The 18090-nt window shown below is 47.5% G+C and carries 18 protein-coding genes and 1 pseudogene; 12 read left to right on the top strand and 7 right to left on the bottom strand.

The window, feature by feature from the left end:
- Positions 1-51 precede the first annotated feature (51 nt).
- Both JVX88_RS11735 and JVX88_RS11730 read left to right on the top strand, forming a co-directional pair.
- Positions 52-1629 (top strand): B12-binding domain-containing radical SAM protein, encoded by a 1578-nt coding sequence (locus JVX88_RS11735; protein WP_211627471.1) that lies wholly within the window; start codon positions 52-54, stop codon positions 1627-1629.
- A 768-nt stretch (positions 1630-2397) separates the two neighbouring features.
- Positions 2398-3804, top strand: a complete 1407-nt coding sequence (locus tag JVX88_RS11730; RefSeq protein WP_211627470.1) for a hypothetical protein — start codon at positions 2398-2400, stop codon at positions 3802-3804.
- Between the two features lie 62 nt (positions 3805-3866).
- Here the strand turns inward: JVX88_RS11730 and JVX88_RS11725 are convergent, their stop codons facing one another.
- The 5 genes from JVX88_RS11725 to rsmH all read right to left on the bottom strand — a co-directional run bounded on the left by JVX88_RS11725 (position 3867) and on the right by rsmH (position 7905).
- A complete protein-coding gene (locus tag JVX88_RS11725; protein ID WP_211627469.1) occupies positions 3867-4745 on the bottom strand; it encodes a class I SAM-dependent methyltransferase in 879 nt (292 codons plus the stop codon).
- A gap of 405 nt (positions 4746-5150) precedes the next feature.
- Positions 5151-5750, bottom strand: coding sequence for an isoprenylcysteine carboxyl methyltransferase family protein (locus tag JVX88_RS11720; RefSeq protein ID WP_211627468.1), 600 nt, complete (start codon positions 5748-5750; stop codon positions 5151-5153).
- A 59-nt stretch (positions 5751-5809) separates the two neighbouring features.
- The gene (locus JVX88_RS11715; RefSeq protein ID WP_211627467.1) at positions 5810-6022 is read right to left on the bottom strand and encodes a 3-oxoacyl-[acyl-carrier-protein] synthase III C-terminal domain-containing protein; all 213 of its coding nucleotides are present in this window, start codon (positions 6020-6022) and stop codon (positions 5810-5812) included.
- On the bottom strand, positions 6019-6651 hold the full coding sequence (locus tag JVX88_RS11710; RefSeq protein WP_263975504.1) for a family 10 glycosylhydrolase: 633 nt from the start codon (positions 6649-6651) through the stop codon (positions 6019-6021). Before JVX88_RS11710 ends, JVX88_RS11715 begins: the two co-directional genes overlap by 4 nt.
- Positions 6652-6897: 246 nt before the next feature.
- Positions 6898-7905: a 16S rRNA (cytosine(1402)-N(4))-methyltransferase RsmH gene (gene rsmH, locus JVX88_RS11705; RefSeq protein ID WP_263975503.1), complete on the bottom strand. Its 1008-nt coding sequence runs from the start codon at positions 7903-7905 to the stop codon at positions 6898-6900.
- Positions 7906-8296: 391 nt separating this feature from the next.
- On the opposite strand from rsmH, the gene JVX88_RS11700 reads away from it, so the two are divergent.
- The 3 genes from JVX88_RS11700 to JVX88_RS11690 all read left to right on the top strand — a co-directional run bounded on the left by JVX88_RS11700 (position 8297) and on the right by JVX88_RS11690 (position 10701).
- Positions 8297-8611 (top strand): sensor histidine kinase, encoded by a 315-nt coding sequence (locus JVX88_RS11700; RefSeq protein WP_211628663.1) that lies wholly within the window; start codon positions 8297-8299, stop codon positions 8609-8611.
- 19 nt (positions 8612-8630) lie between these two features.
- Complete coding sequence (locus JVX88_RS11695; RefSeq protein WP_225931386.1) at positions 8631-9110, top strand: response regulator; 480 nt, start codon at positions 8631-8633, stop codon at positions 9108-9110.
- 727 nt (positions 9111-9837) lie between these two features.
- Positions 9838-10701 carry a GAF domain-containing protein gene (locus JVX88_RS11690; protein ID WP_211627466.1) on the top strand — a complete coding sequence of 288 codons (864 nt, stop codon included), beginning with the start codon at positions 9838-9840 and terminating at the stop codon, positions 10699-10701.
- An 87-nt stretch (positions 10702-10788) separates the two neighbouring features.
- Here the strand turns inward: JVX88_RS11690 and JVX88_RS11685 are convergent, their stop codons facing one another.
- Positions 10789-11595 carry an alpha/beta fold hydrolase gene (locus JVX88_RS11685; RefSeq protein ID WP_211627465.1) on the bottom strand — a complete coding sequence of 269 codons (807 nt, stop codon included), beginning with the start codon at positions 11593-11595 and terminating at the stop codon, positions 10789-10791.
- Between the two features lie 2 nt (positions 11596-11597).
- Positions 11598-12317: a lysophospholipid acyltransferase family protein gene (locus tag JVX88_RS11680; RefSeq protein ID WP_211627464.1), complete on the bottom strand. Its 720-nt coding sequence runs from the start codon at positions 12315-12317 to the stop codon at positions 11598-11600.
- A gap of 959 nt (positions 12318-13276) precedes the next feature.
- Here JVX88_RS11680 and metG point away from each other — a divergent pair.
- The 7 genes and pseudogenes from metG (at position 13277) to rplV (ending at position 18089) form a co-directional block, all read left to right on the top strand.
- On the top strand, positions 13277-14716 hold the full coding sequence (gene metG / locus JVX88_RS11675) for a methionine--tRNA ligase (RefSeq protein ID WP_211627463.1): 1440 nt from the start codon (positions 13277-13279) through the stop codon (positions 14714-14716).
- 5 nt (positions 14717-14721) lie between these two features.
- Positions 14722-14922 (top strand): annotated as a pseudogene (gene rplC, locus JVX88_RS11670) (50S ribosomal protein L3); the annotation flags it as partial.
- Between the two features lie 66 nt (positions 14923-14988).
- On the top strand, positions 14989-15843 hold the full coding sequence (gene rplD / locus JVX88_RS11665) for a 50S ribosomal protein L4 (RefSeq protein ID WP_211627461.1): 855 nt from the start codon (positions 14989-14991) through the stop codon (positions 15841-15843).
- Complete coding sequence (rplW, locus tag JVX88_RS11660) at positions 15836-16165, top strand: 50S ribosomal protein L23 (protein WP_211627460.1); 330 nt, start codon at positions 15836-15838, stop codon at positions 16163-16165. Before rplD ends, rplW begins: the two co-directional genes overlap by 8 nt.
- Before the next feature lie 62 nt (positions 16166-16227).
- Positions 16228-17058, top strand: a complete 831-nt coding sequence (gene rplB / locus JVX88_RS11655) for a 50S ribosomal protein L2 (RefSeq protein ID WP_211627459.1) — start codon at positions 16228-16230, stop codon at positions 17056-17058.
- A gap of 59 nt (positions 17059-17117) precedes the next feature.
- Positions 17118-17408, top strand: a complete 291-nt coding sequence (rpsS, locus tag JVX88_RS11650) for a 30S ribosomal protein S19 (RefSeq protein ID WP_211627458.1) — start codon at positions 17118-17120, stop codon at positions 17406-17408.
- 3 nt (positions 17409-17411) lie between these two features.
- A complete protein-coding gene (gene rplV / locus JVX88_RS44020) occupies positions 17412-18089 on the top strand; it encodes a 50S ribosomal protein L22 (RefSeq protein ID WP_211627457.1) in 678 nt (225 codons plus the stop codon).
- Position 18090 lies beyond the last annotated feature (1 nt).

The following is an 18090-nucleotide window of genomic DNA, read 5'->3' as shown; positions in this document are numbered from 1 at the left end:
CACAGTTGAGATTCCTATTGATCGTTAATCTATAATTTAGTACTACTGTCTATGCGAGTGTTGTTGCTGTATCCCCTCTTTCCTAAATCCTTTTGGTCCTTTGATAAAGCTCTAGAATTGATCGGACGCAAAGTTTCCCTTCCGCCGCTCAGTTTGATCACCGTGGCAGCTATCCTGCCTCAAACCTGGGAATTTCGATTAGTTGATCGCAATGTTGGATATGAAAGTGAAGCAGATTGGTATTGGGCAGACTTGCTGATCATTTCTGGCATGATTGTCCAGAAAGATGACATGCTGTACTTGATTGAAAAGGCAAAACAGCGAGGCAAGCAAGTTGCGGTTGGCGGTCCCTATGTCACGTCTGTGCCTGAAACCGCCCAAGAAGCCGGAGCCGATTTCTTGGTGTTGGACGAAGGCGAAATCACCTTACCGTTATTGGTAGAAGCGTTGGAACGAGGCGATACTTCAGGAGTATTTCGAGCGAATGGAGAGAAGCCAGATGTCACCACTACACCTGTTCCTCGATTTGACCTGCTGAACCTCAAAGCATACAGCGATATGTCCGTCCAGTTCTCGCGCGGTTGCCCTTACCAATGCGAATTCTGCGACATCATTGTGCTGTACGGACGCAAGCCACGCACGAAAACTCCGGCTCAACTTTTAGCAGAGTTACAAACGCTGTATGACTTAGGCTGGCGGCGATCGATCTTTGTCGTAGACGATAATTTCATTGGTAACAAACGGAATGCTAAACTGCTGCTGCGAGAACTGATCCCCTGGATGGCAGAACGCGGTTATCCTTTCAGTCTCTCAACAGAAGCCTCCGTTGATCTGGCACAAGATCAAGAATTATTGGATTTGATGATTGCAGCCAATTTTACGGCTGTCTTTTTGGGCATTGAGACCCCAGATACTGATAGTCTGTCATTGACCCAAAAGCACCAAAACACTCGTAATTCTCTGATAGAAGCCGTTCAAACGATCAATCAGGCTGGATTGCGGGTGATGGCGGGGTTTATCATTGGGTTCGATGGTGAAAAATCAGGCGCAGGCGATCGCATCATTGAGTTTGTGGAAGCGACCGCAATTCCACAGGCTCTGTTCAGTATGTTGCAAGCCTTGCCCAACACTGCATTGTCACAGCGTTTGCAAAAAGAAGGACGTTTATTGGAAACGGGGAGTGAAGCCAATATTCATCAGACGACGTTGATTAATTTTGTTCCAACCCGTCCCTTAGAAGAGATTGCCCATGAATATATCCAATGTTTTTGGGAGTTGTATGAACCCGATCGCTATTTAGCACGAGTCTATCGTCATTTCATCAACATGAAGCCTCGGCCACACAAGCGAAAATTTAAACTGCCAGGATTAGCAGACTTGCGGGCACTATTCATCATTTGTTGGCGACAAGGGCTGAAGCGCAATACCCGTTGGCAGTTTTGGCAGCAGTTATTCTCAATTATTCGCTGCAATCCAGGTGTGTTTGAACATTATTTGACCAATTGTGCTCACTTAGAACATTTTGTAGATTATCGACAGATTGTACGGAATGAAATTGAGAATCAATTAGCTGATTATCTACTAACTAACTCAAAAACATCTGAATTAGTGAGAAATTACTCAACCTAAAAACCATTTATCATTTATTGATGCTTATCGATCTACGGCGTTCATAAATAGGTTGTGAACAAGGGGGTGTGGGGGCTTCGCCCCCACGCAGGGTCAACATTGACTTACTCACAAATGAGTTTTTCCACACCCTTCATTTTTTGTCCTGTACTTAGTAAATATTCTAGTAATTCACAATTATTACCAGCACAGCGGCAGTGAAGAGCAGTTTTTTCAAGCTGAAACCGAGCTACTCAAAGAGAGAAGGCATGATGTCTACCATTACACATTATCTAACGATAACATTGAGAAGATGTCATCTGCAGTTCCTGCTCAATCATCCGGCTTATAGGAATGCTCAAAATCAACCTGTTAATACTCGCCCCTTGGCAATGATTAGTGATCAGGAAGTGCTAACGGCTCTGCTTAGCTCTGAGAAATTTTCTTCTGTTCCACTGGAAATTTTGCAGCGAGGCACTGACATCGTTCAATGTGTTGGAGCCGCAGGCTGCACTCTTTACAAGGTTTACCAATAGCCTTAATTGAAGCAAGTGCTCGTCGTCTACGTGCTATAACAGGAGGCGATCGACATCGGTTCAAATCTACGTTTCGTTTAGAAACTTCCCCTCTTGAAAACTCATGTGAGCTTGAGTCGCCTTTTTTAGAATAAAATAGCACTGAATAAGTACTAAATACAAATCAGCGATATAGCACTAGGAACGCCTTGGACATTCGATAGGCAAAGCATAATCTATTAATCAGGTAAAGAATTAAGAGCAATCAAGTTCAATGATGATTGAAGCGCCACTAGCCCAGAAGAAGAAAGGCTATATTGACAGCACGACCTTGGTGTTGCTAGCTCTTGCCAGTGGCTTTTTCCCCAGGATACTGATGCTAGTTAAGTTTCCTTCTCTGGTTAACTTCTTGCATTTCGCAATTGTGCCTCTCGCATTCGGTGTAGCAATTCTCAATTCTAAATCTAGAGATAGACAGCAAATTGCAGTCTGTAAGAAGATTTTATTTGCCTTGATGCTGCTGTTAACTGTAAGCTTTGCGAGTGCTTGGTGGAATGACGCAGGAATTATCAATGTCGTTTTACATTTCCTGTTGTTTAATGAACCAGCCATGTTGCTACTGGCGATTGTTTGCATCTCGATGTCGGAAGAAACGCTCGCTCGATTCCGTAAATATGTACTTGGATTTGGATTCTTCAATCTCTTTCTAGCTTTGCTTCAGCGATTTGTACTGAGATGGGATATTCGAGGTCGTAGCCCCTGCCCAAATCTTGACGGAGTAGACACCATCACAGGCGTATTCATTTGCCAAGGTGCTGGAGTGATTGTGAGTGCCTCGGTAACTCTAGCACTTGCGACCTATTTTCTCGTAGCGGCCAAAAATCAGCCCCTATGGATACGAGCCTTGGTCATGCTAGCTTGCTTTCTCCAAATTATTGAGGCAGATGCTAAGCAGGTCTTAATTGTGGGTGCCGTTGCCTTTGCTCTGCTATCACTAGCCAATATGAAAGATATTAGGAAGGCACTCCTCTCGGTGATAGGGGTTGTGCTTGGGTTCCAGGCTTTCTGGTGGGCTATGTTTCAATTTCCGTTCTTAGGAGCGTTCAGAGGTTGGATTCGACCTGAGATCTATGGACCGGAAGGCGAGGCAACTCGATTCAAGCTATTTGGAATCCAAGCTATCCTAGACCATATGGATTCTCCTATCAATTGGCTACTGGGGTTGGGGCCAGGTCATACTCTAGATCGTCTTGGAATGGTAATGCTACGGGAGTACAGCAGCTTACTAAACCCATTCGGCGCGACTAGAATGGATGAAATCAGCCTGCAAGTATGGCAAGACATGGCTGACAGTTGGTTAGCCAATGGCAGCACTATGTTTTCACCATTTTTCTCTTGGGCAGGACTTTGGGGTGATCTGGGAATTATTGGACTGGTAGCCTATTTCTATCTTTATTCTTTGCTCTGGCGTTATGTATGCAAAGATGACCTATCGCGATTTCAATTGCTCTGCGTATTTGTAGTGGGATGGATCCAAGCTGGTATGCAGGAACCCGGATTTATGCTTTTTCTGGCCTGTTTGCTTGGGTTACGGTGGCAAGAACTGCGACTCAAATCCCAGAAAGATGTTTGGAATCAGGGTGTAGAGAGTGTTATGTTACTGCCACACAATGCACAGTAAAGAGCTTGGGGCAAATATTTGAGGTATGCCTGCCAGATAAAATAAACTATAAGGGTTCTGTTTTAATCCATTTTTCTCAAGTGAACCCACTGAGAAAAGCCCAGCTCTGGAGATTGTAAAGGAACCAGTTGAGGTAAAGAGGCGAGCGCGTATAACCCCAAGCCCACTGCCTGCATTCCCTTCTTAAGATGACCATTTTTAATTTGGAGAACTCGATTAGCGAACGTATTGTAGTGCTGGCTTTCCCGCCAGAAACGGTACTTGCAGAAGAGCATCGCTTTGGAAGGCAAGCTGTTGTTCTCAATCTCGTATCCTTCTATCTCCCATCTCCAGCATTTACCAATTTTCTCAAAACAGTCTTTGTTCCAGCGGCCAATATGATTGGGAGGCATATCTAACAAGCCACCATTCAGTTCAGCAAACTCAATTAATTTGGGATTGGGCACAGAAATAAAAAGGCTGGCATTTGGCCGACTGAGCCAGTTCAGGCGTTGAAACAGAAGGTCTAATTGATCCATATGCTCAATCACCTGAAACATGCAAATTACATTGAAATAGCCATGAAATTGTTCAGTTTCTATCGTTCTGACATCTTGCGCTAGACACTGAATGCCATATTTTTCAATTTCACGCTTGCCATAGTCGGAATATTCAGTACATAGTACATGTTCTTTGGCGGTCAGACTAGGGCTAATTCCCTTTAAAAAAGTTCCGTCTCCTGCACCAATTTCCAGTAGCGTAAAATTCTTGCTTTGGCTTAGAGCATCAGAGGTTAGCTGATGTTCCCATTTCCATTTGGGATACCCCTCTCGTTCGTAGGCCAATGTATAGAACCGGGCATCTCCTGCGATATAAGGATAGCTATAGCAGAAACCGCAATAGTCACAGCGAACAACATCACAAAAATCTTGCTGCCAAAGGGTTTTGATGTGGGATGTCAAGTTTTGAAACCTTTGCAGATCGGCTTCCTTGGCAACATAGTGCCGAGCGGCTTGTTCAGCACTAACCGACCACAAGAGTTGAGCGTCGCGCGAGCAGCAGATTGGACAATTAGCCTCAGTGGATGTTAGCTGGTAATGTTTCATAGCAGCAACAATCAAAGAATAGATTTAAATAAAATAGCAGTTAAATTATTTGCTAACAATTTAATCGGGATGCATTTCTGTGTCAATGAACATTCTGGCATAACAAGAATCGAGTTGTAATAAATCACACAACTTATACGGATTAACTTCTGTTTTTATACACAACTCCAAGATGCGCTTTGGTTGTGAAGCTCGGCTGTAAAAGAAAGATTGTATCCTACTGCTGAAATAGGACAATTTTAGTGAGAGTAACAAAAAATATTACAATCGGCTAACAGGTGCCTTGACACCAAACCTAGGCAACCATAAAAAACGGGGACGACCGCCCATCAATCGCTCATAATCGCTATCCCTAGATAGGGTTTGCTCCTCTTGCCGAACTCGATCTACCATCAACAGTGCATTGATAAAACTAAACAGAGCAGCCGTAATCCAGGCGTTGTGTACTAGAGGCAATGCTGCGATTTCCAAGATCACGCCCAGCCAGTTGGGGTGCCGCAAGAAACGGTAGACACCAGAGTCCACAGCCGCTACACCGGGCAGGGTGATCAAGGGTAAGGTCCAGCGATGGCCCAATGCCTTCATCGAACCATAGCGCAGCAGCTGCCCGGTCATTAGTAATAACAACGCTAAACTGGCGAGGAGGGGGATCAATGGGCGGTTCGACCACCAGACTTCCAGGATCATGGCGGCGAACCAGCCTAGTTGTAGAAACTTGACTAGCTTAAGGTTATTGGAACCACGCACCTGTCCGCCGTGATGCAACAGGTAAATTTCGTTGGCTTTGCTAATTCGCAACTCCCACAGGCGCTGAAGCAGAACTAGTAAAATGATGATAAGGAAAAGGAAGCGAGTATCCATCGTTAGATGCCAAGGTTGATTTATCAGTGAGAGCTGAAAATGCAGGAAAAGTGCTTGAGCTACCACTTTAACAAGACAGCTTCTTGCGCAAATCCTGGCCCCATACCAATCATCAAACCATAGGATTCATGAGGAATTTGTTGCTGCATCAGCTCATTCAGCATGTAAATTACTGTACCCGAAGATATGTTGCCAATTTTCGCTAATGTATTCCAGCTGAGCTGCACCTGCTCGTCCGTTAAAGCAAATTCCGACTGAATCGTTTTGATCACTTTGGGACCACCAGGGTGAAAGCATCGTAACGAGTGACGATTTCGAGTACGAGGCTAGAAATAAACTGCTGCACCTCTGGACGAAACGGATTCAGCCATACCACTTCCCCAGCGGCGCTCATTGAGGTTTTGGTCCCATCCTGCTTTTGCGTCAGCCAGTTGGCATACTTGGTCGCCAGTTCCGAGGTGGGTGGAGCCATAAAGCCAAATTCAAACCAGGGCACCACCAGCATCCCGCGAGCATGTCCCTGAGCAATCAAATCTGCCAGAATATCCTGGCCCTGAATGCCGCGATAGACAAAGGACTGAATCCCAGCTTGCTGCACCACCGTACTGGGATACATGGCATAGCCCGCATTCCAGACCACCGGATAGATTGTATTGAAATTCAGCCGGGCCAGTTGACCAACCGCATCCTGTAGTTTGGCGTGATCTCGCAGAATGTCAGTGTCGTTGGTAGTCATCCAGACGCCGCGAATCTCCTGCCGGGGATATTGGGCTACCGTTGGGACAAAGGCACTCGCCATCAGCACCGCCATCAGCGATAGCAAAAACAAGGCTGGCAGCAACCATCGGGCTGAGCATCGCCATCCTTTGGTCATGAAACGGGTCATGCTAGGCACGGTCATAGGCTGAACTGGGATGGAAGCAAGCAATTGGACAAATGACGCCCCCACAAACCGGGAGCAAATCGACTAGCCCTATAGTCTACAAGTTTTTGGCCGGGTTAAATCACTTTTGCTGAATTTGATTTAGACAAATGGCCAGTATATTGACCTGTTGGCAATCACAGGCAGCCGCTTGAAAATTTGAATGATTTGCTGACCGAATGGTTCCTGAAGCTCAGTAGATCGAAAATGAATTCGTTTTGCTCACTAAACTTGAGTTCGTTCGCGCAGCGTGTGCGTAGTACAATCCCCCTTTTCTGAGATGCCCGCAGGGCTATTATGTCGATAATAGTTATCTTGCGGATTGATTGGATATTCATCAGCTATTCGCATTGCTATTCGCAGTTTGGCAGAGCGAGCACGGGAATTTTGCGCGATTTCGGTTTCGCTGGGTACAATTGGCTTTTTGGTGATCACTCGCAAAAGGTCTGAGTCCTTGAGCGCATGTTTGACGATTCGATCTTCTAAACTGTGGAAGCTAATAATGGCCAGCCGCCCGTTGAGTTTGAGCCACAGGGGTGCTTTTTGTAGAAAAGTTTGCAGTACGTCTAGTTCTCGGTTGACGGCGATGCGCAGAGCTTGAAAGGTGCGGGTAGCTGGATGAATTCTGCCATAGCGGTAGGAGCGCGGCACGGAGTGAAAAATGGTTTCTGCGAGTTCGACAGTGGTCTGAAACGGTCGGCGTTCGACAATCCGGCGAGCAATTTGGCGTGATAGTCGCTCTTCGCCGTAGGTGTAAATTAGATTTGCCAGGTCGGTTTCGTTCCAGGTGTTGACAATCTCAGCGGCGGTCAGGTCTTGCTGGGGATTCATTCGCATATCCAGCGGTGCCTCTTGCCGGAAACTAAAGCCCCGGTCGCCCCAGTCAAACTGGGCTGAGCTAACGCCTAAATCGGCCAAGATGCCGTCAAATCGCTGGTTTCCTAGCCCAAAATCGGCAAAGTTAGTGTGGTGAAACTGTACCCGATTGCCATACTCGGCTAACCGTTGCTGAGCGGCTTGCAATGCCTGTGGATCTTGATCTAACGCTGTCACTCGCACATCGGCTGCGGTTGCCAGAATCAGGGCGCTATGACCACCGCCGCCCACAGTGGCGTCCAGATAATGCCCGCCTGCCTGAACCGCCAACCCCTCAACTACCGCTGACGCTAGGACAGGAATATGCACAAAGGCTTGATTTTCTTGGCTGACAATTGGCTCCACAGGGTTGCCCATCTCGACTGTCCTTCAGCTTACCGCATTCTGAAGTTTCGCAATATGATTACGATCCTCAACTCGATGCAGCTAGGGACCGAACGGATTCGCTAAAGTGTTTTGTCGCTGTGCACCTTCTCTCGCACAGACGAAGCGGAATTCAAAGCTGTAGATACCATAGATATTCATAAAAGCATCAAAAGCACCCTGGTGATTTTGCAACACCGACTCAAGGCCCAACCCCCAAGATCCGCAATTGAATTCATCAAAGATCACGTAAATCTACCCCTAGTCGAATGCCGTGCTGGACAGTTAAATTAGGTTTTCATGAACGTTTTGTAAATGTAATCGATGCCATTTAAGACAACAGCGAAGGCAATCTTGCCAAGACACTCTAGACAGCCCGAATCAAATCACAATCCGAACCGCATTTGATACAGACTGGGGAGAAGTTGCCATTGTCGATAACGGTAGCGGGATGCCTCTAGAAATTCAACAGCGAATTTTTGATTCTTCCTTTACCACCAAACCGCCTGGAAGAGGTACGGGAATGGGCCTGTCGATCAGCCACCAAATCATTACAGAAAAACATGGTGGCAAATTAGAGTGCTTTTCCACTCTTGGGAAAGGCACCAAGTTCATGATGCGAATTCCTTTACGTCAATCAGTTCCTTCAGTTCAGGGAAGATTTACGCCATCCTCCAAAATTTCTGTCTTAATGAAGTAAGGAATGAAGTAAGGTTTGGATGAGAGCATCTTTTGACCCGGATATGGAAGAACCTGCGGCAGAGCAATTGATTTTGATTGTGGAAGATAACCCTGACCACATTCAGACCATTCAACAGACACTAGCCCAAACAACCCTACAGCCGCAGATTATAGCCATTGGCAACGGGGAGCAGGCGATGCAACTCCTGCGACAACAGGGCGACTATGCGAGTACCCGCCGACCCGATCTGATTTTGCTGGACTTGAATTTGCCTGGGAAAGACGGCAGAGAACTGTTGGCCGAGCTGAAAGCCGATCCCCAGTTGCGGCGCATTCCGGTGGTGGTCCTAACTATGTCATCCGAGGCAGCGGATATTTTGAATAGCTACACGCTTCAAGGCAATTGCTATGTAATTAAGTCGTCGGATCTGGAACAGCTTGCCCAAATTGTCAAACGGATTGAAGAATTTTGGTTAGAAATTGTAACTCTTCCAGAGAGTAAGCGTTCACATAATTAACTCTTTGTTTTAAGAAAAATGCACTTTTATAGGTTAAAACCAAGTTTTAATTGGATTTTCCTGTGATCCAAAACCAATTTTTTAATTTTTCAAAGCTTTTGATTTATTTAATAATTCTCTTTAGTCAGCCCCCATGCTGCAATCCATCACTGTGCAGAAATCAGGGCATTCTTGCCCAATGCTAGCGCCCTAACAGATAGCGATTCAGCCTAGTAGAATATGAGGGAAATGGCGGTAATTGAGTTGATTGATTCGATAGCTAGCCGAATCGCTGCAATCTGCGTTGATCAAAAGTTGATCAAAATAGGATGCCAAATGAACTAATTCTTTTGTTGACCACCCGTCCTGATTGACTGACAAATCTTTGGTTTCGCCATTTTGTTTAGCAGGAAATCAATTTTCTGGCTCGTAACAGAAGTCCCCAAATCCGTCAAAGGAGAAGGATTTAGTCTATTTGAACGAACTTACGCTACTAGCTCGGAATTTCAATTCTGAGCAGGTTTTATGTCAGATAAACAGCCGTCACTTCAATTCGCGTTCTGCCCTTTGAGTTAGAAAGTATTGAAAGATTGCTACATCGCTCGCACCTTCTCAAACCTAGGTGTGGCGATTTTCTAGCTTGCTTGAGAGCGCTATCAGCTTCATTGCCCGTTTCGTTTTCATTAGCTGCAAAAAACCGTTTTACTCACCTTATCCATTACTTTGTGTGGAGGTATCCATACCCAATATGAACCTAGAGCAAACACCGAATCTGACTAGCCTGAAACAGCCTTCGATTCGTAGCTTGACGCAAATCCAACCCCACGGCGTTCTGCTGGTTTTGCAAGAGCCAGATTTAACAATTTTGCAGGCGAGCCGCAATGTTTCTACTGCCTTTGACCTGTCCGTAGAACAGGTAATTGGCAAAACCTTAGACGAGATTCTCGATTCGTTTCAGGTGGATCGGTTCCGCACGGGCTTGAGCTACGAGAATCTGGATTTGATCAACCCCACGAAGGTCTGGGTACGGCGGAAAGGCGATGATTATCTGGTGTTTGATGCGGTGTTTCATCGCAGTGCCGACGGGTTCTTGGTATTGGAACTAGAGCCAGCCTTGACGCACGAAAATATTCCGTTCTTGAGTTTTTACCATCTGGCACGGGCCTCGATTAATCAGCTAGAAGCCACCTCGAATCTGCAAGATTTCTGTCAAATTATTGTGCGGGAAGTCCGCAAGGTAACGGGGTTTGATCGGGTGATGCTCTACCGATTTGACCAAGACTTGTTTCCCGATCCCAATTTGCAGCAGCGGTTTGGCGAGACCCAATTTGCGGATGCCTTTGCCCGCATCGAGTGCCATTATTTTGTTAATAAAGGGTTCTTTGAGCGTGAAGACCAACTGTTGATGCAATGTGATCGGATTCGTCATCTGCCGACTGTGATTGTGCAGGGACGATACGATGTGGTCTGTCCGATGGTATCGGCTTGGGAACTGCACCGAGCATTGCCAGAGGCTGAGTTTATCGTAGTTCCTGATGCAGGCCATTCGATGACCGAGCCGGGAATTCGCAGCGCCCTGATTGAGGCAACTGACCGCTTTGCCCAGTTGTAAGCCGTGCTAGCAGTTGGTGGTGCGTCTAACCTGGCTGAATTCTTGATTCGTCAATCACAGAGGCAGGATCCCATCCTGAGTGCAGGACTAGCTCTCGGTTACCAATTGCGACACTGGCAAAAAATCAAGCGATTTGAGAATGTCGTATAGATTTACATCGGCCTCTAACAAACAAGCATGGCCGCTGTCGGGCAACACGTAGGCTCGAGCTTGAGGTATGAGTGCACACAGATGCTCAGCTTCGCTAACGGATGGTAAAATGTTATCCCGACCGCTAGCAATCACGATGGTTGGCTGCTTGATTTGCCGCAACTGCTCATCGCTGATGTTGAATTCTCGCAGGAGGCCAACTCGCCACACCGAGGTTTCTTGCGTCATGCCCTGCACCGCAGTTAACAAAGCGCGTCGGTCGTCAGATTCTATTCGTCCCAGCGAGGCAAGAATCGGCAGAAACCATAGCCAAAACATGCAATAGATCACTTCCGGCACCGGGCGGGCTAAAAACGATAGCCAATAGAGCCAAGACTGTTGCCGAAAGGCCGAAGCCGGATTGACTAGCACTAACCGATCAAATAGATGGGGCGCATGCAAAATCACTTTCAGGGCCAAACAGCCGCCAAACGATTCGCCGCAAAGGTAGACTGCTGACCGGGGATATTCCTTCACTTCTGCCTCAACGAGCTGCACGACCTGTTCCACCAGCAGATCCCAGCCGTTTAAGTCATCGGGAGGAATTTCCAAGCAGCGAATGTCGAAGGTTTTTTCAAGTCCTTCTAATTGACGATAGAAGAGCTGACCAGTACCGTCTCCACCGGGCAAGTAGATAAAAAGAGGTGCATTGGGTTGGCGGGGTCTAGGTGAGCGGAGGGCAAGAAAATAAGGCGTCTCTGACATGTCTAACAACCGTATTGCAGCAAATCGGTGATTTCACTCTGGCAATAGCTCATCAGGTCAGCAACGACACTTTTGGCCTGTTTGCCTTGATAGCTTTCACGTTGAGCATCGGTGATCCACAAGGGTTTTCCCACCAAAAGATCCACTCGCTGGTACATCACCATTGGATGCCATCCGGCTTGATCAAACAAGGGTTCGGACGGATCAAACAAACTCAAAAACTTAAGCGGAACTGGAAAACTGGTCGTTTCGTGTTGAGAAGCGATAGCAACCGGCAAAACTGCCAGATCCCGAACAGGTGCTCGGAGGGCTAGATGGGCAAAGCCACGATGAAACTCACCAACCTGCCGTGGGGGTGTGAGATGCACCATGGGTTCGGTTCCTTCTGGGAAAATGCCAACAACCTGCTGAGTTTGCAGCAATTGAACTGCTTGATGAAAAAAACTTTGCTGCCGGTGCTCAGGTGCATCAAGCGGAAAACAGCCTAAGCGCAGCACAAAATCCCGCAATAGCGGCACTTGGCCCATGTAATGATGGCAGGCAAAGCGAATCGGTCGATTCAACGCACTCATTAATAGGGGTGCATCCATAAAACTGCGATGGTTACTAACCACCACAACTGCACTTTCATGGGGAATTCGGTCGGAATGATGAGTAAAGCTCCGAGTTCCTAAAGTAGCAAGCAGTTGCTGGGAAATGAGTAGCGGGCTGTGAACTGGCATTCTGATGAAACGTCTAGCTTAACCTTTCTTCATACTAGAGTATTCTTCTAGTGCTTTGCCTATATCAAATGATGGGTCTGCCGATTGCCGCAAGGGGGACTTATGTAGCCGCTCCCGGATTAACGCCGTTAATGTAGTGGGTTTACAACGACTTAAATCAAGAGCAGAGATTTAACCTTTGCTTAAAGTTGCAATGGTATTGCATCAATTGATAGGACTGTATGTGATAGGCATGTATGGATGCGATAAGCAAACCGAGAGAAGAGAGGAAAATTAGCTGATTCATTCCTAGACTTATACCAATTTTTTTTGAAGCGGCTTATTATCAGACCCCTCCCAACCTCCCCTTACCAAGGGGAGGTGCCGTAGGCGGTGGGGTAAATTCTATGCAGCTTCACATGTAATTGGTATTAACTCATTCCAAACTAATTGTTGACGATTACTAGCGGCCAATTCATCTAGAGTGCTGATAATTTGAATCGCAAAATGATTCGTTCCAAACTAGCTGTATACGTGAACGGCTGCACAAAAGTTGCACATCTGTCTTGGTTTTCCTTAATTCAGAAACGATTAGAGACGAAAGAAAATCAACTGTATTGATTCGAAAGCATCAAAAACTCTGATTATTTTTTATAATTGCCTAAGCATTGACTGAACTTGGATTTAGGCTATCTGTTAGCGTTGTAGCCTTAGCACTTCGTCAGATTAATCATCTTTGAGATTTCCTGAGAAAACTTTAAAGCTTACGTTCTATTTCTTCAATTATTCCTGAAATGGTCCTTTATTCCCGGTGAAACTAGATAGGTGTAGATGAATTAACAGTGGATCAGCTAACGGTAAAGCACTGCAAACAGTACTCTAGAAGTTTGGAGGCATGAAACTGAACCGGTAATCCAGCTTCCTCTTTCGTCCTTCGAGTATAGTTATTGGTAGTTTAAGCGGTAGTTTTTAATAACCTCATGGATTCTCGCGTTACGAATCAAGGAACATTCTCGATCACAACGCCCATTTACTATGTCAATGATGTCCCTCACATCGGCAGTGCCTATACCACGATTGCCGCAGATATAATAGCTCGGTTTCAGCGGTTGCAAGGAAAATCGGTACGATTGGTTACGGGCACAGATGAGCATGGACAGAAAATTCAGCGCACGGCTGAGGCGTTGGGTCGGCTGCCGCAGGAGCACTGTGATTTAATTGCCAAGGAGTTTAAATCTCTTTGGGAGTTGCTCAACATTCAAGTGGATAGCTTTATTCGCACGACTGACCCAAGACACGAAGCCATTGTCAAAGAGTTTTTTCAGCGGGTGTGGGAACGGGGCGATATTTATTTAGGCCAGCAGCAGGGGTGGTACTGCGTCTCCTGCGAAGAGTTCAAGGAAGAGCGGGATCTGCTGGAAGGAGGGTATTGCCCGTTACACCCTAACAAAAAAGCCGAATGGCGAGACGAGCAAAACTACTTCTTTCGCCTGTCGAAATACCAGAGCCAGCTAGAGCAACTCTACCAGGAACGACCTGACTTCATTCAGCCGGAAAGCCGCCGCAATGAGGTGTTGAGCTTTGTTAGCCGCGGACTGCAAGACTTCTCGATTTCACGGGTGAATCTTGACTGGGGGATTCCGATCCCTGCTGACCCCAACCACACCATCTATGTTTGGTTTGATGCGCTGCTGGCTTACGTGACGGCTTTGTTAGAACCAGACCAAGCCCCGACCTTGGCGAATGCAACGGCGACCTGGTATCCCTTCAACCTACACTTGATTGGCAAAGATATTCTCCGATTCCATGCGGTCTATTGGCCAGCGATGCTGATGTCGGCGGATTTGCCACTGCCAGAGCGGGTGTTTGGTCATGGCTTTTTAACCAAAGATGGGCAGAAAATCAGCAAAACGCTGGGTAATGTCATTGATCCGGTGGATTTGGTCAACCGCTATGGCGCGGATGCCGTCCGCTATTTCTTCTTAAAAGAGATCGAGTTTGGCCGCGATGGTGACTTTAGCGAAACCCGGTTTATTAACACGCTTAACGCTGACCTTGCCAATGATTTGGGCAACCTGCTGAACCGGACGCTGAAAATGGCTCATAAGTACTGTGATGGCAAAGTACCCGCCGTAACAGATGTAGACAATTCCCTGATGGATGGACTGCGGTCGAGGGGAGCGGGATTGGGCAGTGAAGTAGCGCAAGCTTATCAGGATCTGGCCTTTAGTCATGCCTGTGCCCAAATCTTGACGCTGGTGCAGGCTGGCAACAAATATGTAGATGAGCAAGCCCCGTGGTCGCTCTATAAGCAAGGAAAACAGACTGAAGTCGAGCAAGTGCTCTATGCAGTACTGGAATCTGTGCGGTTAGCGGCCTATCTGCTCTCGCCAATTGTGCCTTACCGCACGGTTCGATGAATGTTCGCAAGCCGGGCTCGATCGGTCAATCGGCGTATCCTTCACGTGTGATTAAAGGTACGCGTTCTTCAGGCCATATGGGCGATGAGCGCGTAACGGTGAAAGGATTGACGGTTGCTAAGGTCGATGCGGATAACAATTTGTTGCTGGTGCGCGGAGCTGTTCCCGGGGCTAATGGGAGTTTGGTTGTTGTTAAAAAAAGCTAGGTAAGACCAACTGCTTCAGTCTCTATATTCGAATGGCTGAAGGTGGGATCTTACAGGAGATAGACTATGCCTACCGTAAAGGTTCGCAATTTAAAGAATAAAGAGGTCGGGGATATTGAGCTTTCGGACCGTGTCTTCGGTGTTGAATTCAATGAAGCACTGATACACGCCGCCGTCCGGAATTACCAGGCAAATGGTCGCCAAGGAACCTCCGCCACGAAGACGCGCGGCAATGTTTCTGGTTCAGGACGTAAGCTCTGGAAGCAAAAAGGGACAGGTCGTGCCCGAATTGCATCGCTTCGTTCGCCGTTGTGGAAAGGTGGTGGCAATGTTCATGGCCCGCAGCCGCGTGATTGGTCATACAATATGCCTCGCAAAATGCGGCGCGGTGCGATCCGGTCAGCACTTTCCGAAAGGCTTCGGGAGGGAAACATCATCGTGATCGATGAGTTCGGGTTTGACCAACCTAAGACAAAGGCGTTCTTAGGTGCGATCGAGGTTCTTGGGCTTATTGAGAATAAAAAGCGTCCGAAAACATTGGTCATCGATTCGCTTGATAACGCAAATCTTGTCCTTTCCTCAAGGAACGTGGAGAAAACAAAGGTGACGAACAGCACGGGCCTTAATATTTACGACATTCTCTATCACGAAAGGCTACTGATATCTAAAGCGGCGATCGAAGAATTGAACGAGCTTCTCGACCCAGCGCGTGAAGGCACCAATGCAGACGAATCTGCTGAAGAAAGCCGGAAATCAGCGAAAAGGGCTAAGAGGAGTGAAGAGTCTTCGGAGGTTGCAGAAGATAAGCCGGCAAAACCAAAAAAGGAAGCCGCTGCAAAGGCAAAAAAGGCCGACGGTGAAAAACCGGTGAAAAAGACAACAAAGAAACAAGTGACAGAGGAGGCGGCAGACAATGAGTAATTTCACGGTTTGGGATATTTTGAAGACGCCCGTAGTCACGGAAAAATCGATGATCCTCCGCGAGGAATCCACAGATGATGACAGCGGCCGTAAGTCAGGGCAAGTACTCACTTTTCGCGTTGAACGCTCGGCAGGAAAACTTGATATCAAAAAAGCGGTCGAGGAGATATTTAACGTTAAGGTCGCGTCAGTTCGTACAGTTAACTACGAGGGCAAGATGAAGCGCCGCGGACGGCAGGAAGGGCGACGGCCCAACTGGAAAAAAGCCTACGTTACGCTGAAGAAAGGCGAACCGGTCATAGATTATTCAGAAGCGATATAGAGGATGGCAGATCGTAGATCGGCAGAACATTTGCTAAAGACGATCCAAGATCGACCAAAGTTATGGGAATCAAAAGATTAAAACCGACATCACCGGCGCGACGGTATCAGACCTATCTAACCCGCGACGAATTGACGCCGGGGGCAACACCCGAAAAATCGTTGCTCGAACCGAAGAAAAGGATTTCTGGGCGCAACAGTGACGGACGGATAACGATCCGTCGCCGCGGCGGCGGGCACAAGCGTTTTTATCGTGTGATCGATTTCAAACGGGACAAGTCCGGAATTCCGGGTAAGGTAACGCAGATCGAGTATGATCCGAATCGTTCGGCTCACATTGCGTTAATAACTTACCTTGATGGTGAAAAACGATATATTCTCGCACCAGTCGGGCTGAAGGTGGGAACGCAGATCTTAAGCGGGGCCGAGGCAGATATTCTTCCGGGAAATGCATTGCCGATCAAGAATATCCCGCTTGGCACGGAAGTTCACAATATTGAGCTTCGCCCAGGAAAGGGCGGCCAGTTGGTAAGGTCGGCCGGAGGTTTTGCTCAGATCGTTGCCAAAGAGGGTGATTATGCCCAGGTCAGGATGCCGTCCGGCGAAGTCCGCAAGGTTCCCGTCGTGTGTATGGCAACCGTCGGTCAGGTCGGAAATACTGAACACGAGAATGTTTCGCTCGGAAAGGCAGGCCGTAATCGTTGGAAAGGAAAGCGTCCCAAAGTGCGCGGCGTTGCGATGAACCCGGTTGATCACCCACACGGCGGCGGAGAGGGAAAAACATCCGGTGGCCGCCATCCGGTAACACCGTGGGGGCAACCGACACGCGGTTATAAGACGCGTCGCAACAAGCGCACGAGCAATATGATCGTTAAAGATAGGAGGCGGAAGTAGGTTTTAGGTGGTGGATCGCTGTAAAGCTATATCCAGTCTCAAGGATCCGAAATTAAAATATGCCACGTTCACTTAAAAAAGGTCCGTTTATCGACCTTAGCATTCAGAAGCAATTGAAGCGCATATCCGATGGCGGAAAGAAGCCGCCCGCGATCAAGACTTGGTCTCGGCGTTCGACGATCTCACCGGAAATGGTCGGTCTGACTTTTGGCGTCCACAATGGAAAACGTCATATTCCGGTCTTCGTTACCGAGAACATGGTCGGACACAAATTAGGAGAATTTTCCCCGACTCGCGTATTCAAAGGACATCCGGGAACAAAGGCTGAAAAGGCTGCAAAGAGGAAGTAGGCAATGGAAGCGATAGCAAAGACAAAATATCTAAAGGGAAGCCCGCGTAAGGCGCGATTGGTGATCGATCTGATCCGCGGCCAAGACGTTTCGCGTGCACTCGCGATCCTTAAATTCACGGAGAAGCGTGCGGCAGCCCCGATCGAAAAGACACTGCGGTCAGCGATAGCCAATGCGACCTATCAGGCAGAGCAGATGAATATAGCCGTCGATCCTGACGATCTTTGGGTTAAAAGCTGTTTCGTGGATATGGGGCCGACGAAGCACCGCCGCAGAATGAGGCCTGCCCCCCAAGGGCGTGCGTATCGCGAACAGCGACACTATTGCCACATAACTATCGAGGTTACCAGCGAAGAGAAGCCAAAGACCGAGAAGGAGTTGAAAGCGGAAGAGGTGAAGGCTAAGCGAGCCGCGGCTCCCAAGAAGACAAAAAAGAAGTCTGAACCTACCAAGGAAGTTAAAAAGGCAAAGGCGGACACAGTTGAGGAAGCTCCGGAAAAATTGGCTGAAGAGAGTATTGCAGTAGAGGCGGTCGAGGATACGAAAGTCGCTGGGGAAGCGGGCGAGGAGGTTGTCGCCGAACCCGAAAATTTAGTCAGTGAAGAGATCTCGTCTATAGGCGAAAGTGTTTCTGGGGAAGTTGCTTCGGAGGGGACCAGAGAGGAAGAAAAGGAAAAATAGG

Source organism: Leptolyngbya sp. 7M (assembly GCF_018128485.1).
Note: the sequence above shows the minus strand (reverse complement) of the source record. Positions and strands in the feature narration are given on the sequence as shown.